General features: G+C 42.7%; 16 protein-coding genes and 1 tRNA gene. 12 read left to right on the top strand and 5 right to left on the bottom strand.

Annotation, left to right across the window (positions count from 1 at the left end):
• Positions 1-101: 101 nt before the first annotated feature.
• Positions 102-647, bottom strand: coding sequence for a thermonuclease family protein (locus tag H6G26_RS19835; protein ID WP_190730891.1), 546 nt, complete (start codon positions 645-647; stop codon positions 102-104).
• Positions 648-693: 46 nt separating this feature from the next.
• Positions 694-1062, bottom strand: coding sequence for a 2Fe-2S iron-sulfur cluster-binding protein (locus H6G26_RS19830; protein WP_190730890.1), 369 nt, complete (start codon positions 1060-1062; stop codon positions 694-696).
• A 106-nt stretch (positions 1063-1168) separates the two neighbouring features.
• Between H6G26_RS19830 and H6G26_RS19825 the strand changes: the two genes are divergently transcribed.
• From H6G26_RS19825 to H6G26_RS19815, 3 genes are all read left to right on the top strand, one after another.
• Positions 1169-1255 (top strand) — tRNA-Ser (locus H6G26_RS19825).
• Between the two features lie 315 nt (positions 1256-1570).
• Positions 1571-2251: a HEAT repeat domain-containing protein gene (locus tag H6G26_RS19820; protein WP_190730889.1), complete on the top strand. Its 681-nt coding sequence runs from the start codon at positions 1571-1573 to the stop codon at positions 2249-2251.
• A gap of 72 nt (positions 2252-2323) precedes the next feature.
• Positions 2324-2890 (top strand): phycobiliprotein lyase, encoded by a 567-nt coding sequence (locus H6G26_RS19815; RefSeq protein ID WP_190730888.1) that lies wholly within the window; start codon positions 2324-2326, stop codon positions 2888-2890.
• A 280-nt stretch (positions 2891-3170) separates the two neighbouring features.
• Here the strand turns inward: H6G26_RS19815 and H6G26_RS19810 are convergent, their stop codons facing one another.
• Positions 3171-4685: a site-2 protease family protein gene (locus H6G26_RS19810; RefSeq protein WP_190730887.1), complete on the bottom strand. Its 1515-nt coding sequence runs from the start codon at positions 4683-4685 to the stop codon at positions 3171-3173.
• A 430-nt stretch (positions 4686-5115) separates the two neighbouring features.
• On the opposite strand from H6G26_RS19810, the gene H6G26_RS19805 reads away from it, so the two are divergent.
• Together H6G26_RS19805 and H6G26_RS19800 are read left to right on the top strand one after the other, a co-directional pair.
• Positions 5116-5850: an MBL fold metallo-hydrolase gene (locus H6G26_RS19805; RefSeq protein WP_190730886.1), complete on the top strand. Its 735-nt coding sequence runs from the start codon at positions 5116-5118 to the stop codon at positions 5848-5850.
• A 259-nt stretch (positions 5851-6109) separates the two neighbouring features.
• The gene (locus H6G26_RS19800) at positions 6110-12037 is read left to right on the top strand and encodes an ATP-binding sensor histidine kinase (protein WP_190730885.1); all 5928 of its coding nucleotides are present in this window, start codon (positions 6110-6112) and stop codon (positions 12035-12037) included.
• A gap of 4 nt (positions 12038-12041) precedes the next feature.
• Here the strand turns inward: H6G26_RS19800 and ctpA are convergent, their stop codons facing one another.
• Positions 12042-13286, bottom strand: coding sequence for a carboxyl-terminal processing protease CtpA (gene ctpA / locus H6G26_RS19795; RefSeq protein ID WP_190730884.1), 1245 nt, complete (start codon positions 13284-13286; stop codon positions 12042-12044).
• A gap of 497 nt (positions 13287-13783) precedes the next feature.
• Between ctpA and petB the strand changes: the two genes are divergently transcribed.
• The 6 genes from petB (at position 13784) to H6G26_RS19765 (ending at position 19308) form a co-directional block, all read left to right on the top strand.
• Positions 13784-14431, top strand: coding sequence for a cytochrome b6 (petB, locus tag H6G26_RS19790; protein ID WP_094332660.1), 648 nt, complete (start codon positions 13784-13786; stop codon positions 14429-14431).
• 257 nt (positions 14432-14688) lie between these two features.
• On the top strand, positions 14689-15171 hold the full coding sequence (gene petD / locus H6G26_RS19785) for a cytochrome b6-f complex subunit IV (protein WP_190730883.1): 483 nt from the start codon (positions 14689-14691) through the stop codon (positions 15169-15171).
• A 311-nt stretch (positions 15172-15482) separates the two neighbouring features.
• A complete protein-coding gene (locus H6G26_RS19780) occupies positions 15483-15980 on the top strand; it encodes an anti-sigma regulatory factor (protein ID WP_347242483.1) in 498 nt (165 codons plus the stop codon).
• Positions 15981-16615: 635 nt separating this feature from the next.
• Positions 16616-17614, top strand: coding sequence for a GDP-mannose 4,6-dehydratase (locus tag H6G26_RS19775; protein WP_190730881.1), 999 nt, complete (start codon positions 16616-16618; stop codon positions 17612-17614).
• 65 nt (positions 17615-17679) lie between these two features.
• Positions 17680-18861, top strand: a complete 1182-nt coding sequence (locus tag H6G26_RS19770) for a glycosyltransferase family 4 protein (RefSeq protein WP_190730880.1) — start codon at positions 17680-17682, stop codon at positions 18859-18861.
• Positions 18862-18936: 75 nt separating this feature from the next.
• On the top strand, positions 18937-19308 hold the full coding sequence (locus H6G26_RS19765; protein ID WP_190730879.1) for a hypothetical protein: 372 nt from the start codon (positions 18937-18939) through the stop codon (positions 19306-19308).
• A 42-nt stretch (positions 19309-19350) separates the two neighbouring features.
• On the opposite strand, the gene H6G26_RS19760 is transcribed toward H6G26_RS19765, so the two are convergent.
• Positions 19351-19791 (bottom strand): hypothetical protein, encoded by a 441-nt coding sequence (locus H6G26_RS19760; protein ID WP_190730878.1) that lies wholly within the window; start codon positions 19789-19791, stop codon positions 19351-19353.
• Positions 19792-20176: 385 nt separating this feature from the next.
• Here H6G26_RS19760 and H6G26_RS19755 point away from each other — a divergent pair, with 385 nt between their 5' ends.
• The gene (locus H6G26_RS19755) at positions 20177-20518 is read left to right on the top strand and encodes a hypothetical protein (RefSeq protein WP_190730877.1); all 342 of its coding nucleotides are present in this window, start codon (positions 20177-20179) and stop codon (positions 20516-20518) included.
• The last annotated feature ends 132 nt before the right edge of the window (positions 20519-20650 follow it).

The following is a 20650-nucleotide window of genomic DNA, read 5'->3' as shown; positions in this document are numbered from 1 at the left end:
TACTGGGCATGGGGCATGGGGCATGGGGCATGGGGCATGGGGCATGGGTTATTCCCCTTGTCGCCTTGTCCCCTTGTCTCCCTCATCCCCATTCCCATTCTTCAAAGATTTTGGCGGCGAAACTCGGCGGGAGTGAGGCGCATGGGTTTTTCTGAGTTCCAGATTCCTTGGCCCATGAGCCTAGCCCATTGTTGGGCACGTTCTAAACGCAGGTCATATTTGTGGTTGGGCGATCGCCCAACAAACAACACATTTCCTTGTTTTACTAACTCTTCATTCAACAACACCTTATTTTTCCACACATAAGCTAAAGTTCGCCCGATTTTGTCTTTTGCTTCTAAATCAAACTCTAGGGTTACCGATTGTTCTGCACCACCAATTAGATTCTCTAACTGTTCTTTTGCTGCTTCCCCCCAAGGCCGCTGTCGCAAATCTGGTGCATCAATCCCAACTAACCGCACTTGGGAAATCAAATTTGGTTGTTCAGCCATGCCTAATACTTCCAAACTTTGCCCACTAACTACCCGCGCTACTTTCACCTGAGCCTCATTATTGGGCAGTTGGTTTTTACCTTGGCAACTTACCAAGAGCAATAAGCAAGCCAAAATGGCTATTTTTCGCACCCAGTTACCAAGGCTCACAACCATCAAAAATTTTCCCCCTTGCCCCCTGCCCCCTGCCTTATTCAATTGTTTATTCCTCATCTAACGGTAAACCCGCTTTAACTTTCCCCCTAGCAAAATATTGGCCAAACTGGAGTTCGTAGACTTCATCTTCGTCTTGTGTCTCCACCTCCAAGTCAGAACGGGGGTAACTCACACATAACAAGGCATAACCTTGCCGACGTAAATGTGGCGACAATCCGATCGCCTCCGGTTGGTAAATTTCTCCCGATAAAACTCTCACCGCACAAGTGGTACAAGCCCCGTTACGGCAGGAAAACGGCAGTTCTACCCCTTGTTTTTCACCAGAGTGCAAAATGTAGCGGTCTTCTGGGACTTCTAGGGTGTGGGTTTGACCAGTGGCGCGATCGCGAACTCTAATTATGTATGTACGGGACATCTGGATTTGCGTTTTGGGATTAGGACTTTTAGATTCAATCTAAAATATCTTTCTTTATCTTTGCATTTTCTGGGATTCTATAGTATGATCGTAACTTGTGGCACCTGGAGAGGTGGCCGAGTGGTTTAAGGCGCAGACCTGGAAAGTCTGTTAGGTGGAAACGTCTACGAGAGTTCGAATCTCTCCCTCTCCGTTTTAAAAGCTAATCTAAATATGCATCTTAGGGCTAAATTCGTTACACAATCTAGCCAGAAGTAACCTGATGCGCGCTAAAAAAGTATAAACACTCTTTACGGTGGTTAACTGTTGACGGTTAACGGTTAACGGTCATCAGTCATCAGCCTTCATGTAAATGTTCAAGTTAAATGCGTAACAGCTTAACATTTGTTTCTTTTTAAATCATAATTGAGCCATTTTGTAAAGTCGCCAAACTCCTACTTCACTATGGCAACAGCCTGATGAACGGATCAGGTAAATTAAGATAAGTAAAGAAAACGCTTTGAACTAAATGGCAGCTCTAAGCTTACAAGAAATTTCTACTCAGTTAGAAAGTCCGAATTTACGCGATCGCATGGTAGCCCTTGCCAATCTGCGTCATGCCTCCCCTGAGGATGCTGTTCCTTTGATTAAAAAGGTACTAGATGACGAATCTTTGCAACTACGATCGATGGCAATATTTGCCCTTGGAATCAAGCCAACGCCAGAATGTTATTCAATTTTGGTAAGAATTCTCGAAAATGACCCCGATTATGGGATTCGCGCTGATGCCGCCGGTGCTTTAGGATATTTGGGTGATGCTAGAGCCTTTGAAGTACTTTCACGGGCATTTTATGAAGATACGGATTGGCTAGTACGCTTTAGTGCAGCTGTTTCTCTAGGTAACATTAAAGATCCTCGTGCCCATCAAATACTTATTCAGGCATTGGATAGCAAAGAAGTTGTGTTGCAACAAGCTGCAATCTCTGCACTGGGAGAAATTCAAGACATTGAGTCTGTCGATAATATCTTGCGCTTCGCCCAATCAGATGATTGGTTAGTCAGGCAGCGTTTGGCAGAAGCCTTGGGGAATCTTCCTACTCCCAAGAGTGTCTCAGCTTTAAAATACTTAGAAAAAGACAATCATTTCAACGTTGCTGAGGCAGCCAGAATTGGCCTCAAGAAGCTTGAAGAAATAAATAATCAAGCTTAGTATTAGAGCCTCCTGCTATCTTTTAATAATTAAGTACGAATTTTAGCATTTTGATGCAGGGTAATTTCATTCATGAATATTGAAGAGTTTTTTCAGTTAAGCGCTGGTAAATGGTTTTCTCATCGGACTAGTCAACATTTGGCTTTTAAGCAATCTGAACATAGTAAGTCAGACATCGTCATTGAGACGCTAGCAGTAGATGATCCAGAAGTGATAAAACTGTGTCAACAGTACGAAATTAATCCTAGCTCCGCTTCTTGTGCTACTAAAATTACCTGGAACGGCACAATGGAAAAGGATCAAACAAAACATAGTGGTTCAACTGTGTTAGTTTCGGTACCTGATGCGAATAATCCAAGCCAAGGGAAGTTACTCCGGGAAATAGTTGATGCCAAGAAAACCCCAGTTGCTGGACACTATAAATTTGACAGTGATGGGGCCTTGATCCTAACTACAGAAGATGAAACCATAAGGTCAGAAGAGCGTTTGTGGTTTGCTAGCCCCAATTTGCGAATGCGGGCAAATGTCCTCAAGAGTTTTGGTGGATTTAGTATCACTTCCTTCACTTCTGAGATTCGCATGGGTGGCTTTCCACCTGCTGCGAAGGCTTCCGAGGCGGCTAATTCAGTATCGAGTTAGTTGCAATACAACATATTCTTCCTATTTAAACCTCACCCCCAACCCCTCTTTCCTTGCTAACAAGAGGGGAGTATTTGCATAAGCAAATACGGGGTGAGGTTCAGATTGTATTGCACCGAAGTCCGCTATATTAATTCTTTCGCTCCCACCGCTATAGCATCAAACAGAGAAATTGTTTGCCCAGAAACGATTTTTGCTTTCAATAAAAAAATACCAAGCTATGGTTAATTCCATAGTTGGGAAAAATTTAGATATATTTTTCTTACTGCGTTGATACTTTTTAAATTTGCAAAAAGTTAGCGATCGCCTGTGGTAATGGCAAAATAATTACAATCAGCAAAGCCATTGCCAGTAATCCCAAAATGTCACGTTTGTTATCCAATTCAGTGACATCATTCAGCGCAGGTTCATCAATCAATGGCATAAATAATAAGATAATCGCCCACACCAAAAATTCTTCTCTGATTAAAGCCAGTAATAGCAACAACACACGAGCAATTTGACCAATGACAATCGCAGTTCGTTGTCCAAACATTGCATGGACAATGTGGCCTCCATCTAGTTGTCCCACAGGCATTAAATTTAACGCTGTGACAATTAGTCCCAAAAAACCAGCTACTGCAACTGGATGCAAATCAAGGGCTGATTGTGCTGTTAACTGACTACCCAAAGCTAACTTCGAGAGTAGCGCTAGTAAAATGGAATACTTGGGATTAAGGGCATCAGGATTTAAAAGTCGGGTTTTTTCACTGATAGAAACCACGTCAGAATGAGCCAAGCCCCATATGAGTAATGGCAAAGTCACGATAAAACCTGCAAGTGGCCCAGCGATACTAACGTCAAATAAAGCTTTGCGGTTGGGAATGGGACTACGCATCTGAATAAATGCACCAAAAGTTCCCAAGAAGAAAGGTATGGGAATAAAGTAAGGTAACGTCGAGCGAATCTTGTAGAATCTAGCCGTCAAATAATGCCCAAGTTCGTGAATGCCCAAAATAGTCATTAGTCCTAAAGCATAGGGCAATCCCTTGAATAGAACATCTGGGTTAGATAGAACTTTGAACAAAGCGCCAACTTCCCATAGAGGCGGAAGAGAAACACCAGCAATTTCCACACCCACCAAAGTAGTAGTTAGCAAAGTAGCTACCACCAATAGAAGTGCTAATCCAGGTCGAGTTAATCGTTCTTGCTCGCGCTGTGGTGTATTTGCCTGTTTAGCAGCTTGAGTATTAGGAACCAGCACAAAGAAAGGTTTGCCATTAAAACCTTCTTGAAAGATCAGCAAGAAGCGATCGCCAAATTGTGCTTCAATATTAGTCTTAATCTGCTGGTAGGCGTTGCTGGCTTTAGTTCGCAACTGGCCACGGCAAATTACGGCTTGTGGTCGATACTCAATATTTTGAACGTAGTATACAGACCAAGGAAAACAATTTCGCAGTTGAGTTTCTTCCGTTGGCTCAATGGGACGCACTATTGGTTCTGCAATAGGCTGGATAGGCGGCTGTGAGTTTGGGGCTTGGGTTTGGGCCTGTGTATCTCTTGGCGCTCGACGCCCCCATTGAAATAACGTCCAATACAACAGTGTGGAGATAAATAACGACCAAATAATAAGCGCTGACGGCGGAGGTTGTTTCGCCCCGTATATCAGCGTCCATCCACTTAACAGAAATGCTGGTGTCATTAAAACCAGCCACAACAACCATACTGGCGTCCGGGTGATGTGAGCGACGCTGTGCTGCACCATTAGATAAGTAGCTAGCCCCAGTAGGAGAATAAACAGAAACCAAAATGCCATGTTATCGTTCAGTAATTTTGACAAAACGCACAACCAGTAGCCTCAGCACCATAGCATTAACTACAAGGTAGACCTCAAATCCCAATTTTTTAAGAGAAGGCAGGAGGCAGTGTTTGGACTACACTCAACAACCAGGCAGGAGGCAGGAGGAAAGAGTTATGAATGAAAACTTTAGTTCTGGGTCAAAAACCCACTTTAAAAGAAAGAACAATTCTCTCTAGCAGAAAGTGCCGCAAGATATAAAGCTTTTACAACCTAAGTCCTACGCTTTTAAACGTGGGTTACTCCTACCTCCTGCCTTCTGCCTCCTGCCTCCTGCCTCATGAATCACAACGGTTAACAGTGCTAGTTAACGCTCAAGTTTCAGTTCTTTAAAATTTCCACACTGTAACCAGATTGTCCACAACTCCTCAGTTTCGGCTTTTTTATCATGTGTCCTTTACCTCAAGTGCCAAGTAATACAACTAAGCCACCACGGGCTGTCTTTCCTGACGAAGTTCCTAGCGGAGGTTCCCTGCAATCGGACTTCGCACAAGAGAGCATTTTTGCTTTTCCACCCAATCGGGACACATTAGGGGGAACCTCTTATCTTATTGTAAGAAATGAAGGCAATATCCTCATCGACTGCCCTGCCTTAGACCAAACAAATCAAGATTTTTTAGGAGCGCATGGAGGCGTGCGTTGGTTATTTCTCACCCATCGAGGCGCTATTGGCAAAACTGCTGAAATTCAGCAAACCTTTGGCTGCGAAGTCCTGATTCAAGAGCAAGAAGCTTATTTATTACCAGGTTTAAACTTAACTACCTTTAGACAAGAATTTACGCTTGATGCATCAACACAAGTGATTTGGACACCAGGTCATTCTCCCGGCTCATCTTGCTTATACTACAGTCAACTTGGAGGTATATTGTTTTCTGGTCGCCATTTAGTCCCTAACCAGCAGGGTGAACCAGTACCATTACGGACACCCAAAACCTTTCACTGGCCAAGGCAAATTAACAGTCTTCGATTATTATTAGAACGTTTTACACCAGAAACTCTCAGATACATTTGTCCGGGAGCTAACACAGGTTTTCTCAGAGGCAAGCGTTTCATAGATCAGGCTTATCAACACCTCGCTTCTCTAGATTTCTCAGCTTTGCTACGGATACAGCCTCTACTTTAGAGGTAGGGGGCAGGGAGAGTAATCATGGGTTTGCGAGTATTTAAAGACTTATTTATGAGTATTAAATACTCGTTAACGTGAGTTCAGATGTTATTTTGGGAAGCGATTAAAAAGCGATCGCCATATCTACTAAAGTGCTTTCCTGGCATCTGTCTCCTGTACTGCCTCTAATGCCCAATACAAGTTTTGTAACGTTTGTTAAGCAAGAGATTGTCCAGGGAATTCTAACCTTAATACACAGGAATTCTCGTAAAAATTTATGAGCGCAAAACTTGATGGAACTTTAAGGCTTGCTGGCTACCAGATTATAGAACAGCTTTATTCAGGTTCTCGCACCCAAGTGTATCGGGCAGTACGAGAATGCGATCGCCTACCAGTTGTCATCAAGCTCTTAAAACGAGAATACCCAAGTTTTAGCGAATTAGTACAGTTTTGCAACCAATATGCGATCGCTAAAAACCTAGATATTCCCGGCATTATCAAACCCTACAGCCTGGAAGCCTATCACAATGGCTACGCCCTAGTCATAGAAGACTTTGGTGGCATTTCCTTGCGGGAATTTACCCAAGGAAAAAGACTGACATTAGAGCAATTCTTACCCATTGCTTTACAACTGCTTGACACTTTAAACCAGTTGCATCAACAGCGCGTCATTCACAAAGACATTAAGCCAGTCAACATCTTAATTCACCCTGAGACGAAACAAATCAAGCTGATTGACTTCAGTATTGCCTCGCTTCTACCACGAGAAACCCAAGAGATTCAAAATCCCAACGGACTGGAGGGAACGCTAGCGTATTTATCGCCAGAACAGACTGGACGGATGAACAGGGGCATTGACTACCGCAGCGACTTCTATTCATTAGGTGTGACTTTCTTTGAATTACTAAGCGGGCAATTGCCTTTTAAGTCCCATGAACCAATGGAGTTGGTGCATTGCCACATTGCAAAGCTTCCACCCTTCGTCTACGATTTCAACCCCGATTTGCCCTTGATGCTGGGCGAGATTATCCGTAAACTGATGGCGAAAAATGCCGAAGACCGCTATCAGAGTGCTATAGGGCTTAAACATGACTTAGTGACCTGCCTAGAGCAGTGGCAAAAAACAGGCAAGCACACCTGGTTTGATTTGGGACAGCGCGATATCAGTGATCGCTTTCTCATACCCGAAAAACTCTATGGACGCGAATCGGAAGTGCAAACGTTACTGGACGCATTTGGTCATGTTGCCAATGGTGGCTCCGAACTAATGCTGGTGGCAGGTTCCTCTGGCATTGGCAAAACTGCAATCGTTAATGAAGTGCATAAGCCGATTGTCCGGTGGAACGGCTACTTCATCAAAGGTAAATATGATCAGTTCAACCGCAACATTCCTCTGTCTGCTTTTGTACAAGCCTTTCGTGATCTGATCGGACAGTTACTTAGTGAAAGCGATATCCGACTGGAGCAATGGCAGAGCAAGATTTTAGCAGCAGTTGGAGAGAATGGGCAAGTTCTGATCGAGGTGATTCCTGAACTGGAGCAGATAATCGGCAAACAGCCGACGATTGCGGAACTATCGGGTAGTGCAGCACAAAACCGTTTTTATCTGCTGTTCCAAAAGTTTATTCAGGTGTTCACAACCAGAGAGCATCCATTGGTAATGTTTCTTGATGACTTGCAGTGGGCAGATTCAGCATCCCTCAGTTTGCTGAACTTGTTGATGACTCAGAGTGATTGCGGCTATCTATTCATTATTGGTGCATACCGCGATAACGAGGTGTTTACAAGTCATCCACTCATGTTGACGCTAGATGAAATTCAAAAGACATCCTCCTGCATCAATACTTTGACTATAGCTGCTTTAAGTCAAGCAGATATAAACCATTTAATCGCTGATTCCCTCAGTTGCACACCTGAACAAGCACTGCCGTTGACAGAGTTGGTTTATCAAAAAGCAAAAGGTAATCCCTTTTTCACGACTCAGTTTTTGAAAGCGCTGTATGAAGATGGGCTGATTATTTTTGATTGGGAGGCAGGTTTTTGGCAGTGTAATGTAGAGCAAGTCAGAGCGATCGCTTTCACTGATGATGTGGTGGAATTTATGGCACAACAACTTCAAAAATTGCCACCCAACACTCAAGATATTTTGAAACTGGCAGCCTGTATTGGCAATCAGTTTGATTTGGCAACATTGGCGATCGTTTCTGAAAAATCCCAAATCAAAGCGGCTGCAAGTTTATGGAAAGCTTTACAGGAAGGTTTTATTTTACCCCAAAGTGAAGTTTATAAGTTTTATATTGGGGAAGAACATCAACTAGTTGATCAAGAAAATTCTGAGCTTGTTGCATATAGATTTTTACATGACCGGGTACAACAAGCGGCATATTCTCTAATTCCCGCCGATGAAAAACAATCCTTTCACCTAAAAATTGGACAGTTACTTCTAACTAACACCCCCGAAAGCAACCGGGAAGAACGCATTTTTGAAATTGTTAGTCAACTTAATGTTGCGACTGACTTAATCGCCCAATCCGCAGAACGTCAAAAATTAGCGCAATTTAACCTGATGGCAAGTCGCAAGGCAAAAGCGGCAACTGCCTATACTGCCGCCTGCAAATATGCTCAGGTGGGCATTGGGTTGCTCGCCCAAAACAGTTGGCAGCATCAGTATGAGTTGACCTTAGCACTCCACCAAGTCGCCACCGAGGCCGCCTATCTGAGCGGTGATTTAGAGCAGATGGCAGTCAATGCCTGCCTTGTCCTAAACCATGCCAAAACTCCATTAGATCAAATCAGCGTTTATGAGGTGAAGATTGAGGCATTCACCGCCCAAGGTCAATTTACCCAAGCGATCAGGGCGGCGCTTGCCATTTTAAAGCAATTGGGAGTGGAACTGCCCGCAACCCCTACTCAGGAGGATGTGGCAGCTGCCTTTAGTACGGTTTCAGATGCGATTGGAGAGCGGTTACCCGGCGAGTTACTCAACTTCAACCAAGCAAGGGATGTGAACATCCTAGCGGCGGCTCGAATTTTGACATCAGCAGCACCCTGCGCTTATCTATATCAGCCACTGCTGTATTTATTAATGGTTTTAAAAAAGGTTTATCTGTCGGTTGTGTATGGCAATGAGTCAACCTCGACCTTTAGCTATGCCTCTTATGGAATATTGATGTGTGGTGTGTTCGGCAAGGTTGAATTAGGTTATGAATACGGTCAGTTAGCCCTCGATCTGCTATCACATTATCAAAATTCCGAATTGAAGGGGAAAACTTTATCACTAGTCTATGTATACACAAGGCATTGGAAAATGCACCTGCGTGAGACATTACACCCTTTACAAATTGCCTATTGTAGTTGTTTAAATGTGGGCGATTTGGCTTTCGCGGGCTACTCTGCGTATAACTACGGTTTTTACTCCTATTTTGCCGGACAGAATTTAACGCAACTAGAGTCGGAAGTTGCCGGATATTGTGAAGCGCTCAAGCATCTCCAGCAAAATTTAACTCTGACTTATTCTCAGATGATTCGACAAATTCTGCTGAATTTAATGGAGGATGCAGATAACGTGGTGGTGTTGAGCGGTGCAGCCTACAATGAACAGCATCAACTGCCATTACATGAAACAGCAGGCGATCGTACCGGATTAGCATTGCTGTGGATTAACAAACTGGTTGTGTCCTATTTGTTTTCAGAGTTTGAACAAGCCGCAGAACAGGCTGGGCAAGCAAGACAGTATTTGGATGCTGTCCTGGCTTTTTTATATGTTCCAATCTTTCATTTCTATGAGTCTTTAGCCCAATTAGCATGGTTTGGGCAACTCTCAGCCCCAGAGCAGCAAAGGCAAATTAAAGAATGCATCGCTACCAACCAAGAAAAACTTAAATACTGGGCAACTCATGCACCGATGAATTTCTTGCACAAGTTTCATTTAGTCGAGGCAGAACGAGAGCGAGTACAAGGTAATAAAGCCGAGGCCATAGATTTGTATGATCGCGCCATCATTGGAGCCAAAGAAAACGGCTACATCCAAGAAGAAGCACTTGCCAATGAACTAGCCGCTAAATTTTACCTCGACTGGGGTAAAAACCGAATTGCTCAAGAATACATGACCCAAGCCTACTACGGCTATGCACGCTGGGGAGCTAAAGCCAAAGTTGCCGACTTGGAACGACGCTATCCTCAACTTCTCGCCCTCATTCTCCAGCAAACCCCCTCTGCCCTCTCAACTAACGAAACTATTTTCACATTGGAGAGTATCACCTCCAGCAGTTTTGCCACTTTTAGCACTAGCAACGTCTCTGTTGGTTTAGATTTAGCTACCATTCTCAAAGCTTCTCAAACCCTTTCTGGCGAAATCGAACTAGAAAAACTGCTCTCGGTATTACTGCATATCGCCATTGAAAATGCGGGAGCCGATAAGTGTGTGTTCATGCTTTTGGAGTCAGATCGTTTGCTAATTCAGGCGCTAGCACAGCTTTCCCTTGGTATGACATCTCCACAGAACAAGGAAATTGCTCACGTCGATTTTTACCCAATGTTGCTTAACCCGCAGCCCATTGAAGACTCTGTTGATGTGCCAGTTGGCTTAATTAATACCGTCAAACGCAGCTTACAACCAGTAGTGATTATTGATGCCAGGGTGCATCCTCAATTAATTAATGACCCATATATTCAACAACAACAGCCCAAGAGTATCTTGTGCTGCCCGATTTTCCATCAGGGTAAGTTGCTGGGCATTTTGTATCTAGAAAACAATTTGGCAACCGGAGCCTTTAACAGTGATCGCGTTAAAATGCTGAATTTACTTTGCGCTCAAGCTGCAATTTCTCTGGAAAACGCGCGACATTATCAAAATTCCCAGAAGTATGCTCAACAGTTAACACAATCTCTAGCAAAATTGCAAGCTAGTGAAATCCGCTTCCAAAATTTGGCGAATAATATTCCTGGTATGGTGTACCAATTCCGTCTAGCAGCCGACGGTTCAACTTCAACACCCTATGTTAGCTCTGGCTGTTTCGACTTGTATGGGTTAGCGCCAGAGTTGGTGATGGCAGGGACACATAGCCTTTACACCATGAATCATCCTGAGGATCAAGCAGCTATTGCACAAGCGATCGCCCACTCTGCCGAAACTTTGACCCCGTTTGAGCAAGAATGGCGTATTATCCTGCCTTCAGGAACCGTGAAATGGATTCAATCTGCTGCTCGGCCAGAGCGACAAGCCGATGGGGCAATCCTATGGGATGGGGTAGTGATTGATATTAGCGAACGCAAACAATTAGAACTTGCCTTACAGCAAAAATCGCTTGATTTGCAACAAGCGCTAATTGATCTACAAAATGCTCAATTACAAATAGTCCAAAGTGAAAAAATGTCAGCACTAGGCAATTTAGTTGCTGGCGTAGCTCATGAAATGAATAATCCTCTCGGTTTTATTGCTGCCAGTCTAAAACAAGCTAAACCTACTATTGCCGATATTGTTGAACATCTCAGATTTTATCAAGAAAGTTTACCCAACAAAAGTAGAGAAATTCTTGACCATGCCGAAGAAATTGACTTGGATTATAGCTTAAAAGATTTGCCAAAAATGATTGATTCTATGTCTATGGCTTGTGACAGGCTGAAAAATATTAGCACTAGTCTCCGCACTTTTTCACGTGCTGATAGAGATTACAAAATGCCATTTCATATTCACCAAGGCATAGATAGCACAATTTTAATTTTGAAACATCGTCTGAAGGCGAACGAACAGCGCCCCGAAATTGAAGTAGTCACAAGCTATGAAAAGCTACCCCAAATTGAATGTTTTCCAGGTCAATTAAATCAGGTATTTATGAATATTTTAGCCAATGCTATTGATGCTTTGGAAGAATCGAATAATGGACGTACCTTTGAGGACATCCAGCTTAATTGCAATCGAATTAAAATTACAACTTCTTTAGAAAATAACTGGATAAAAGTTATCATTGCTGATAATGGTAAAGGAATGAGCAAAGAAGTCAAACAAAAGATATTTGACCATTTATTTACGACTAAACCTGTCGGTAAAGGGACAGGTTTAGGACTTGCGATCGCTCATCAAATTATCGAAGAAACCCACGGAGGCAAACTGATATGCAACTCTGTACTGGGTCAAGGAACGGAGTTTGTGATCACATTACCAGTTAAAACTGTGGCAACTGATAGCATAACTCCTAACTCCTAACTTTTTAAACCTTTCCCGCCACCACTGAGTTTTTATTCAAAAGTTCCACTGCTGTTTGATATTGTAAATCCGCTTCAGTGCCAATCTGTTCCCGGTTAATTAGGCCTTGGGAAATCACTTTATCTGGTTTAATACCTAATTTGTTAATATCCCGGTGTTGAGGAGTTTCATACTTAGCAATTGTGACTGCCAAGCCCGAACCATCTGATAATTCAAATAAGGATTGAATTAGACCCTTTCCAAAAGTGGTTTCACCTACTAACTGGGCACGACCATTATCTTGGAGTGCCCCTGCAAGAATTTCACTAGCACTGGCAGTTCCTTGATTCACCAAAATCACCAGAGGATCGTTTGTCAAGGCTGGCCCAAAGGCTTCAAAACTTCCTTGAATGCCTTGTCGGTTAACAGTGTAGACAATAGTGCCAGAGTCTAACCACAGCCGGGCGATTTCAATTCCTGATTGTAATAACCCCCCAGGATTATTTCGTAAATCTAGAATGTAGGCATCAGCACCTTTTTTTTCTAAACTAGAAATAGCGTGTGCCAATTCTGTTGAAGCGTTAGCATTGAATTGAGTAAGACGAAGGTAGCCAATGGGCGTACCCTCAGTGGAAACACGCAATTCTGAAACCACAGGATTAAGAGCAATGCGATCGCGCGTTAATCTAATTTCCGTTTCTGGTTCTCCGTCGCGTTCGATGAGGAGAGTAACAAGGCTGCCACTCGGCCCACGCATTCTGGTCGCAGCTTCATCAAGGGTCAGATTTTCTGTGGAAATGCCTTCAATTTTGATAATGCGATCGCGTGGTCTAATTCCCGCTTTATCTGCTGGTGAACCTGCAATAGGAGCCACTACTTCCAACTTTCCAGTCTCAGGATTTAGGGCAATTTGCAATCCTACCCCAGTCAGTTCTCCAGAAGTATTGACCTGTAAGCTGCGGTACTGTTCTGGATCTAAAAAGCGCGTAAAAGGATCATCGAGGCTCTTGAGCATCTTCGCAATTGCCGCATAACTGGCATTTGAGTCCGACAGTGGCTTCTCTAAAACCTTCTGCCGCACAGCCGCCCAGTTTTGATGATTAAACGTCTCATCTAGATAAGTGCGATTAACAATTCGCCAAACTTCCGAAACCAGCTTTTGTTCCGACGTTAAAGCCATCGCTGGCAGTGTGAGCGTACCAAACGCCAACCAAAACGCCATTAGCAATGAAAATCCAACCCGAAAGACTTGTTTGTTCATGAAACCCATTATCAATTCCACCTCAACCCAAATTGCCTATAAATGCCCACTTCCCCTGTTGTTGATGAAATCTATCTCTCGATTATGTTACTTTTTTTATAGAAGTGGTGCATTTCTCTCATCAAGTTGTTCAGTCAACTGATGCGTTGTATTCACTCACGAAAGGATAAAATCTACTTTGTGTCCACCATTTTCTGTGCAGGGGCGTAAAGAGATCGCAATATATTCCATCTTTACAGAGTGTAAAGTTTCTGAAGACTCTTAGCACCCTGAAAGCTGACAACCAAAAAAACTCGCCTTTACTAAAATCCCAAAATTGCTAATTGGGAGAGAAGTCTGAGCGGTGGCTTATGAGAACCCTAGCCTGTGGCAACCCCTTTGTCGAACGGGAAAACCTAAAGGCAAACCCGCAGGATGCCGAGGCTTGAGACCATCAGAATTTTGGTCGCCGATTTAGAACTTCGGGATTTATCAACCGCAACCGACTTTTAGGAATTTGAGATTGTATGGCCAACGTTTCCGACTGGTTTGAGGAACGCCTGGAGATTCAGGCACTCGCTGAAGACGTTACTAGCAAGTACGTCCCTCCTCACGTCAACATCTTCTACTGCCTGGGTGGAATTACCCTGGTTTGCTTTCTCATCCAGTTTGCTACTGGATTCGCGATGACATTCTACTACAGGCCAACAGTCACTGAAGCTTTCTCCTCAGTGGAGTACATCATGAATGAAGTCAACTTCGGTTGGCTAATTCGCTCCATCCATCGCTGGTCTGCCAGCATGATGGTATTGATGATGATTTTGCACACCTTCCGGGTTTATCTGACTGGTGGTTTCAAAAAGCCCCGCGAATTGACCTGGATAAGTGGCGTAATCCTGGCTGTGATCACAGTTTCCTTTGGAGTTACCGGCTATTCCCTACCTTGGGATCAAGTTGGCTACTGGGCTGTGAAAATCGTTAGCGGTGTACCAGAAGCAATTCCCGTGGTTGGCGTTCTGATCTCCGACCTGCTGCGCGGCGGTTCGAGTGTTGGTCAAGCAACACTAACTCGTTACTACAGCGCACACACATTTGTGCTGCCTTGGTTGATTGCAGTCTTCATGCTGTTTCACTTCTTGATGATCCGCAAGCAAGGCATTTCCGGTCCTTTGTAATCTCAGTTATTAGCTCTCGGCAACACTTATCAGTTTTCAGATGAAGTTGTTTGTTCTAAACTTATGAAACACGAGAAATTAATTGTACATAAGTTCCAAAAAACAAACACTTGTATCTGAAGCCTAAAGCTGTAGAGACTCTCCAGGCGGCTGACCGGAAATAGACAAGCACTGTTTGCTGCCTGCTAGAGTTGCCTAGTAGCTGATAGCTTTCACAAATGCTTTAATTTAACTTAAGCAGGAGAGCACATTTCAAAATGTCAACACAAAAAAAACCTGACCTGAGCGATCCTCAGTTAAGAGCTAAACTCGCTAAAGGCATGGGTCACAACTACTATGGTGAACCCGCTTGGCCTAATGACCTACTTTACGTATTTCCAATCGTGATCATGGGTTCCTTCGCTGCGATTGTAGCTCTAGCTGTGCTAGATCCCGCTATGACCGGTGAACCAGCAAATCCGTTCGCCACACCATTGGAAATTTTACCAGAGTGGTACTTGTATCCAGTTTTCCAAATTTTGCGATCGCTTCCTAACAAACTTTTAGGAGTGTTAGCAATGGGTTCGGTACCAGTGGGGCTAATCCTCGTTCCCTTTATTGAGAATGTTAATAAGTTCCAAAATCCCTTCCGTCGTCCAGTTGCAACCACAGTTTTCCTTTTTGGTACCCTTGTCACCATATGGCTGGGTATTGGTGCTGCCTTGCCATTGGATAAATCTTTGACCTTGGGACTATTCTAAATTAGTCACCACAAAGTGTTTTGACGCCTGTGAGTTTCAAAAGTAGATGCAGATGTGCTTTTGAAAGAAATTTACAGGCGTCAATTTTAATAATTCAGATTGCATCTGAATATCTAAAGTTTTGGATGGAAAAGCTATTCCAAAATCTAAAATCACCAAAAATCATCAAATACAAACAATTTTCATTTACTTAACGTAAGTTGCTAGTTACAACCCTCGAAATGCCAAAATCTTTCATATTTTGTATTTTGGAACATAGAATATCTCAATTTAAATTCTTCTATATCATCATCAGAGAAATTCTCCGAATAGTGCAAAATTTAATAACTAGCAACTTGGGTTTACTTATATCTAATTCACAGTTAAGGTTTAGCATAGTGCAGCAAGACCATCTGACGGTTAAGAGCGAACTCAGTCTCCTAAACCACGTGCAAGAATGGTTTGAGCAATTTTGTCTGCAACATTTGTCTCAACTTGGCTGGTCAAAAACCCAACTTGATCGCCTAAATTTAGCACTAGCAGAAGGTTTTACCAACGCTGTTCGTCACGCTCATCATGCTTTACCCCCAGAAACTACCATTGAAATCAATATTTATCTCTGGATTGACCGACTAGAGATTAGAATTTGGGATTATGGAAAACCTTTCGATCCTGATGCGATCGCAGAGCCAGTCCCAGGTACTCTACAAGTAGGCGGGTATGGATGGTTTCTCTTGCGGCGGTTGGCTGATCGTGTTGTATACGAACGTGGTGCAGATGGTAGAAATTGCCTCCTAATCGTCAAATACTCAGTAGAAGCACAAAAGTAAAAATGAAGCAGTCAAAGGTAAAGGAAGTTAAAAATACTTCTGATGCCAATTTGGGGTTTTAAATAGGCAAGGAGTACCAGCAGCTTGTAAGGGCTAGTACAACACGGCATTAAATCGACCTACTATCTCAGTTAACATAACAAGTTGCTTTGAGCAAATCGTTAAAGTTAGGCAAAACTTCGCCACAGTGTACTAGTCTTCTGTACGAAATGCTGCACGTAATTTGATTATATTTAGGAATAAGACAAACAGAATTTCTCCTATAATGGTCGCTGGGCTAAGGGAGATATTACCCAAAGTTGAGCCACTCACTTTAAAACAAAAGCACTACTGGAAGGAGTATTTGATCAAATATCTAGTTATTTGATTGATAAGAGTATACTCATTTTTCAATAATACGTGGATTAAGGTAATATATTTTTTAAGTTAAATTCCTGAGTTATTATGATTTGTTTGTAAAGCCTTAAAAAATATTGTTGTATAAAAAGAATTAATGAATACAGTAAAGATAGCATTCGAGTTATACTTGCTCCCTTGTTAGGATCTGTCAGCAGTATTGAGAGCTTTATTTTTTGCTCTCTAACAAGTGCCATTTTGTGCTTAAAGAGATAGAAGGAATAGGGGACAAAATATGTATGACTAAGACAGCCCTAATTACAGGAATAACTGGGCAAGATGGCTACTATCTCAGCCATTTGCTCCTCAACCGGGGTTACCGAGTTGTAGGATTAGTACCTCCGCATCGACAACCTAATTTGACAAAACTGGGAACACTGGCAAATCAGGTAGAAATTTTTACGGTTGACTTGAGGGATAATGCGGCGCTATTGACCGCAGTTGAACAACTGCGTCCCAAAGAAATTTACAATTTAGCGGCTCCCAGTTTTGTACCCGACTCTTGGAACGATCCATTAGGAACCCTGGATTTGATAACTGGTACGGCTACTAGGCTTTTGGAAGCAGTACGTCAGGTTGGTTTGTCTACCAGATTTTATCAAGCCAGCAGTTCAGAAATGTTTGGCGATGTATTTGTTTCGCCTCAAGATGAGGAAACGCCTTTTCGCCCCAAAAATCCCTATGCTGCGGCTAAGATGCACGCCCACTGGAGTATGGTGCATCACAGGCAGCGCTATGGGCTATTTGCTTGTAGTGGAATTTTATATAACCATGAGTCTCCTTTACGGCCACCTCAGTTTGTTACACGCAAAGTTTCTTTAGCAGCTGCATCGATTAAATTGGGTTTGACTGACACCTTAGAAATGGGTAACTTAGATGCTAAACGCGATTGGGGCTTTGCTGGAGATTACGTAGAGGCAATGTGGTTAATGTTGCAAGTCGATGAGCCAGAAGAATATGTTATTGGCACAGGTAAACTGCACAGTGTTAGAGATTTAGTTGCCACAGCCTTTGAGTCTGTCGGATTGGATTGGACGCATCATGTAGTCTTAAATACCAGTCTTTTACGACAGGATGAGCATTTTCAACTAGTAGCTAACCCCAGTAAAGCTAAAAGAAACCTTGGTTGGGAACCCCAAGTGAGTTTTGAAGAACTTTTAGAAAAAATGGTAAAAACAGATTTAGAGCGGTTACAAAACGGTGCGATCGCCTTTACAGCCCCGAAGCAGGCTTCCTGAAGAAAGGCTAGGAACAAAGGGCACTACGTGATTGCGCCCTTACCGCGAGTATAAATAACCTAAGTATGAATATCATTAAAGTGACAGAAAACCTCAAAGTAGGTGATAAAGTTAACAAAAAAACTAACCATGTCTTCGTGTTTTTAGAAATTTTTGCCCACGAAGGTGGTATTCAATCATATATAAAAGATATTTTTCGCGCTTATCTGGGATTAAGCCAAGCCTACAAGGCGGAAGTCTTTTTGTTGCGAGATAGTTCTGATAGTTTAAATCCATTTGAAAAGGAGAACTTAAAATTTCATTACTTTAAAAATCAGTCTCCTCATGTGGGGAGACTACAAATGGCAGCAGCTTTACTTAAATGTCTGTTGCAAAGCCGTCCGCAGAAAGTTTTCTGCGGTCATATTAACTTAGCAGTGTTAGTACAAACTCTTTGCCAGCCTTTGGGAATTCCTTACACCGTGCTAACTTACGGCAAAGAAGTTTGGGAACCCCTCAAAAATCACGAACGTCGCGCCCTAACATCAGCAGCTGGAATTTGGACAATTAGCCGCTACAGCCGCGATCGCGCTTGTGCTGCTAATAATCTAAACCCCAAAATGGTACAGATGATGCCTTGTGCAATTGATGGGGATAAATTTACTCTTGGTTCCAAGCAGCCAGAATTAGTCCAAAAGTATGGTTTAACTGGTGCTAAGGTGTTAATGACAGTAGCGCGGTTATGGTCAGGGGATATTTACAAGGGTGTAGATGTCACGATTCGAGCATTACCACAAATCACTCAGGTTTTCCCAGAAGTGAAATATTTAGTAATTGGTCGCGGTGATGACCAACCGCGATTAGCTAAACTAGCTGCATATTTAGGTGTGAGCGATCGCGTCGTATTTGCTGGTTTCGTTGCCACAGAAGAATTAATGGAACATTACCGCCTTGCTGATGCTTATATTATGCCTTCGCAAGAAGGCTTTGGTATAGTTTATCTTGAGGCAATGGCTTGTGGAGTGCCTGTATTATCCGGTGACGACGATGGCTCGGCTGACCCCTTACAGGATGGTAAACTGGGGTGGCGAGTACCGCACCGCAGTCCTGATGCTGTAGCCGAAGCTTGTATAGAAATGCTTAAAGGGGATGACGAGCGATGTAATGGAGAATGGCTACGAGAACAAGCGATCGCTCTGTTTGGCATAGATGCCTTTCAACAGCACTTGCAAAAAATTCTTCTATCCTCAGTAATGAAGTCCATTTGAGTCAAAATCACAAATGACCAATGACCAATAACTAAAATCGCTATCCTAGAAGGAGAGCAGGACGACATTTAAAAAATGAGCTTTAAATCATTTCAATTGAATCTTTTAAATCTCCGCCCTTGGCTCACCTTGCTGGCAGTTGTTTGGTTGCTGGCATCACTGGGCTTGGGTTGGTTGGTTAAGTCGTTGGTAATTATTGTCGGGTTGCTGTTTTTGGCACCCATTGTGGCTTTTTTTGGCTTTCGTTGGTGGCTGCAACGCAACTTGGTTGCTGACCAGTGTCCCGTCTGTAGATATGAATTTACAGGTTTAAATAACAGTCAGTTGCAGTGTCCTAACTGTGGGGAGTCACTGTTAGTACAAGATAGTCATTTTCAGCGCTTCACACCAGAAGGCACAATTGATGTCAAAGCCGTCGAAGTCCCAGCCAAATCACTGGAAGATTAGTCATTAGTCATTAGTCATTGGTCATTAGCAAAGGACAAATGACTATTTCTTTGTTTCTTGCGAGATTGAGAGGGTGTAGTTAAAGTTTGGCTTTCCTTGGGATTGTTCGCCCACAAACAGCGAGTATGTTCCTGCCTGCCAAAAACCAGAAAGTTCTGGCTTGCCTCCAGAATATTTATCTGCCATTACACAAAAGCGTCCACCAGGGCCATCGATCAATAGCGTTGGTTTGCCTTCACTCTCTACTGTTAATCGTAAATAAGGTAGTGACTCTGTAACCTGAATAACTTGATTGGGTTCAGTGCTAATATTGCCACAATTACTTTTAACAGTTCCCCCAGACTTTCCGTCCAAAACCAGTGGATCTGGTTGGAGATTCCGATTAATTTTGATTGTTGGTGTCTGTGCCAAATTAGCCTCAGTCAACACCAAACTCATCGCCAAAGCTGTGGGAACAATTGCAAGTAGCCTAAGCGTTTTCATTTTAATTAATGCTCGAAATTTTTTTAGAGCAATATTGTTATACAGTCTAATTTAATAGACGACAGCAAGCCATCTTGGTTCCCAAAGCTACTGTATAAAGTAATACCATTTATTTAAGGGTTATTTGTGAAGATTTGATGGGCATAAAGACCATTAATCGTGCAAAATATCTATGCTTGGTGACGCTTTTACACCAAAATATTCTATCTGACATTCTGCACTTCAATCCGTAACAGGCTAAAATTCCAAAAATCATTATAATTTTTACTGCCCAGAAAGGTATTGCACACACAGACATTAGCTAAAATCACTAAGACAACCACCAAAAATAGAATTTGGTTGGTCTGTTGTGGAATAAGTAACCTAGCTGAGGTAGAAAAGATTGATGAATCCTCAAAGAGAAGAAGACTTACAGCGTCGCCTCAATAAGCTAGAGGCAGATATTAATTCTTCACCGGAAGTAGTTCCCCAACCACAAGAGCAAAAACAGATGCCTCAGTCTGTTTTTGCCAAGTTTAACTTGCAACTGGAGCGATTTCAGATTTGGTTCAACAGCTTATCTGGGACAAAAAAGCTGGTAGTTTCAGGTGTGACGGTGCTAGTAGGCTTGGCAATGCTGCAAGCAGTGTTTAAACTGGTTGCATCTGTAATTAGTCTGGCACTTTTGGCAGTGTTAGTGTATGTTGGATACAAAATTTTTGTGTCTAGTAGCTTTCAACGTAAGTAATAAGCTGATATGCATTTACTTTGCATACGTGTAGTTATGGAAGTCAGGAGCCATGATACAAAAAGCTTCTGACTTATGACTGCATTCTATTTCAATATGCTTTTCTTTTTGCCGATAAGTTTAGTCTATTTT

Source organism: Nostoc sp. FACHB-888 (assembly GCF_014696655.1).
In the GTDB taxonomy this organism is placed as follows: domain Bacteria; phylum Cyanobacteriota; class Cyanobacteriia; order Cyanobacteriales; family Nostocaceae; genus Nostoc.
This window is presented reverse-complemented; position numbering and strand designations above follow the sequence as displayed.

What these genes read in the sequence shown, in the direction of transcription:
- H6G26_RS19835 (WP_190730891.1), bottom strand. Translation starts at nt 647, where the DNA reads ATGGTTGTGAGCCTTGGTAACTGGGTGCGAAAAATAGCCATTTTGGCT.
- H6G26_RS19830 (WP_190730890.1), bottom strand. Translation starts at nt 1,062, where the DNA reads ATGTCCCGTACATACATAATTAGAGTTCGCGATCGCGCCACTGGTCAA.
- H6G26_RS19820 (WP_190730889.1), top strand. Translation starts at nt 1,571, where the DNA reads ATGGCAGCTCTAAGCTTACAAGAAATTTCTACTCAGTTAGAAAGTCCG.
- H6G26_RS19815 (WP_190730888.1), top strand. Translation starts at nt 2,324, where the DNA reads ATGAATATTGAAGAGTTTTTTCAGTTAAGCGCTGGTAAATGGTTTTCT.
- H6G26_RS19810 (WP_190730887.1), bottom strand. Translation starts at nt 4,685, where the DNA reads ATGGCATTTTGGTTTCTGTTTATTCTCCTACTGGGGCTAGCTACTTAT.
- H6G26_RS19805 (WP_190730886.1), top strand. Translation starts at nt 5,116, where the DNA reads ATGTGTCCTTTACCTCAAGTGCCAAGTAATACAACTAAGCCACCACGG.
- H6G26_RS19800 (WP_190730885.1), top strand. Translation starts at nt 6,110, where the DNA reads ATGAGCGCAAAACTTGATGGAACTTTAAGGCTTGCTGGCTACCAGATT.
- ctpA (WP_190730884.1), bottom strand. Translation starts at nt 13,286, where the DNA reads ATGGGTTTCATGAACAAACAAGTCTTTCGGGTTGGATTTTCATTGCTA.
- petB (WP_094332660.1), top strand. Translation starts at nt 13,784, where the DNA reads ATGGCCAACGTTTCCGACTGGTTTGAGGAACGCCTGGAGATTCAGGCA.
- petD (WP_190730883.1), top strand. Translation starts at nt 14,689, where the DNA reads ATGTCAACACAAAAAAAACCTGACCTGAGCGATCCTCAGTTAAGAGCT.
- H6G26_RS19775 (WP_190730881.1), top strand. Translation starts at nt 16,616, where the DNA reads ATGACTAAGACAGCCCTAATTACAGGAATAACTGGGCAAGATGGCTAC.
- H6G26_RS19770 (WP_190730880.1), top strand. Translation starts at nt 17,680, where the DNA reads ATGAATATCATTAAAGTGACAGAAAACCTCAAAGTAGGTGATAAAGTT.
- H6G26_RS19765 (WP_190730879.1), top strand. Translation starts at nt 18,937, where the DNA reads ATGAGCTTTAAATCATTTCAATTGAATCTTTTAAATCTCCGCCCTTGG.
- H6G26_RS19760 (WP_190730878.1), bottom strand. Translation starts at nt 19,791, where the DNA reads ATGAAAACGCTTAGGCTACTTGCAATTGTTCCCACAGCTTTGGCGATG.
- H6G26_RS19755 (WP_190730877.1), top strand. Translation starts at nt 20,177, where the DNA reads ATGAATCCTCAAAGAGAAGAAGACTTACAGCGTCGCCTCAATAAGCTA.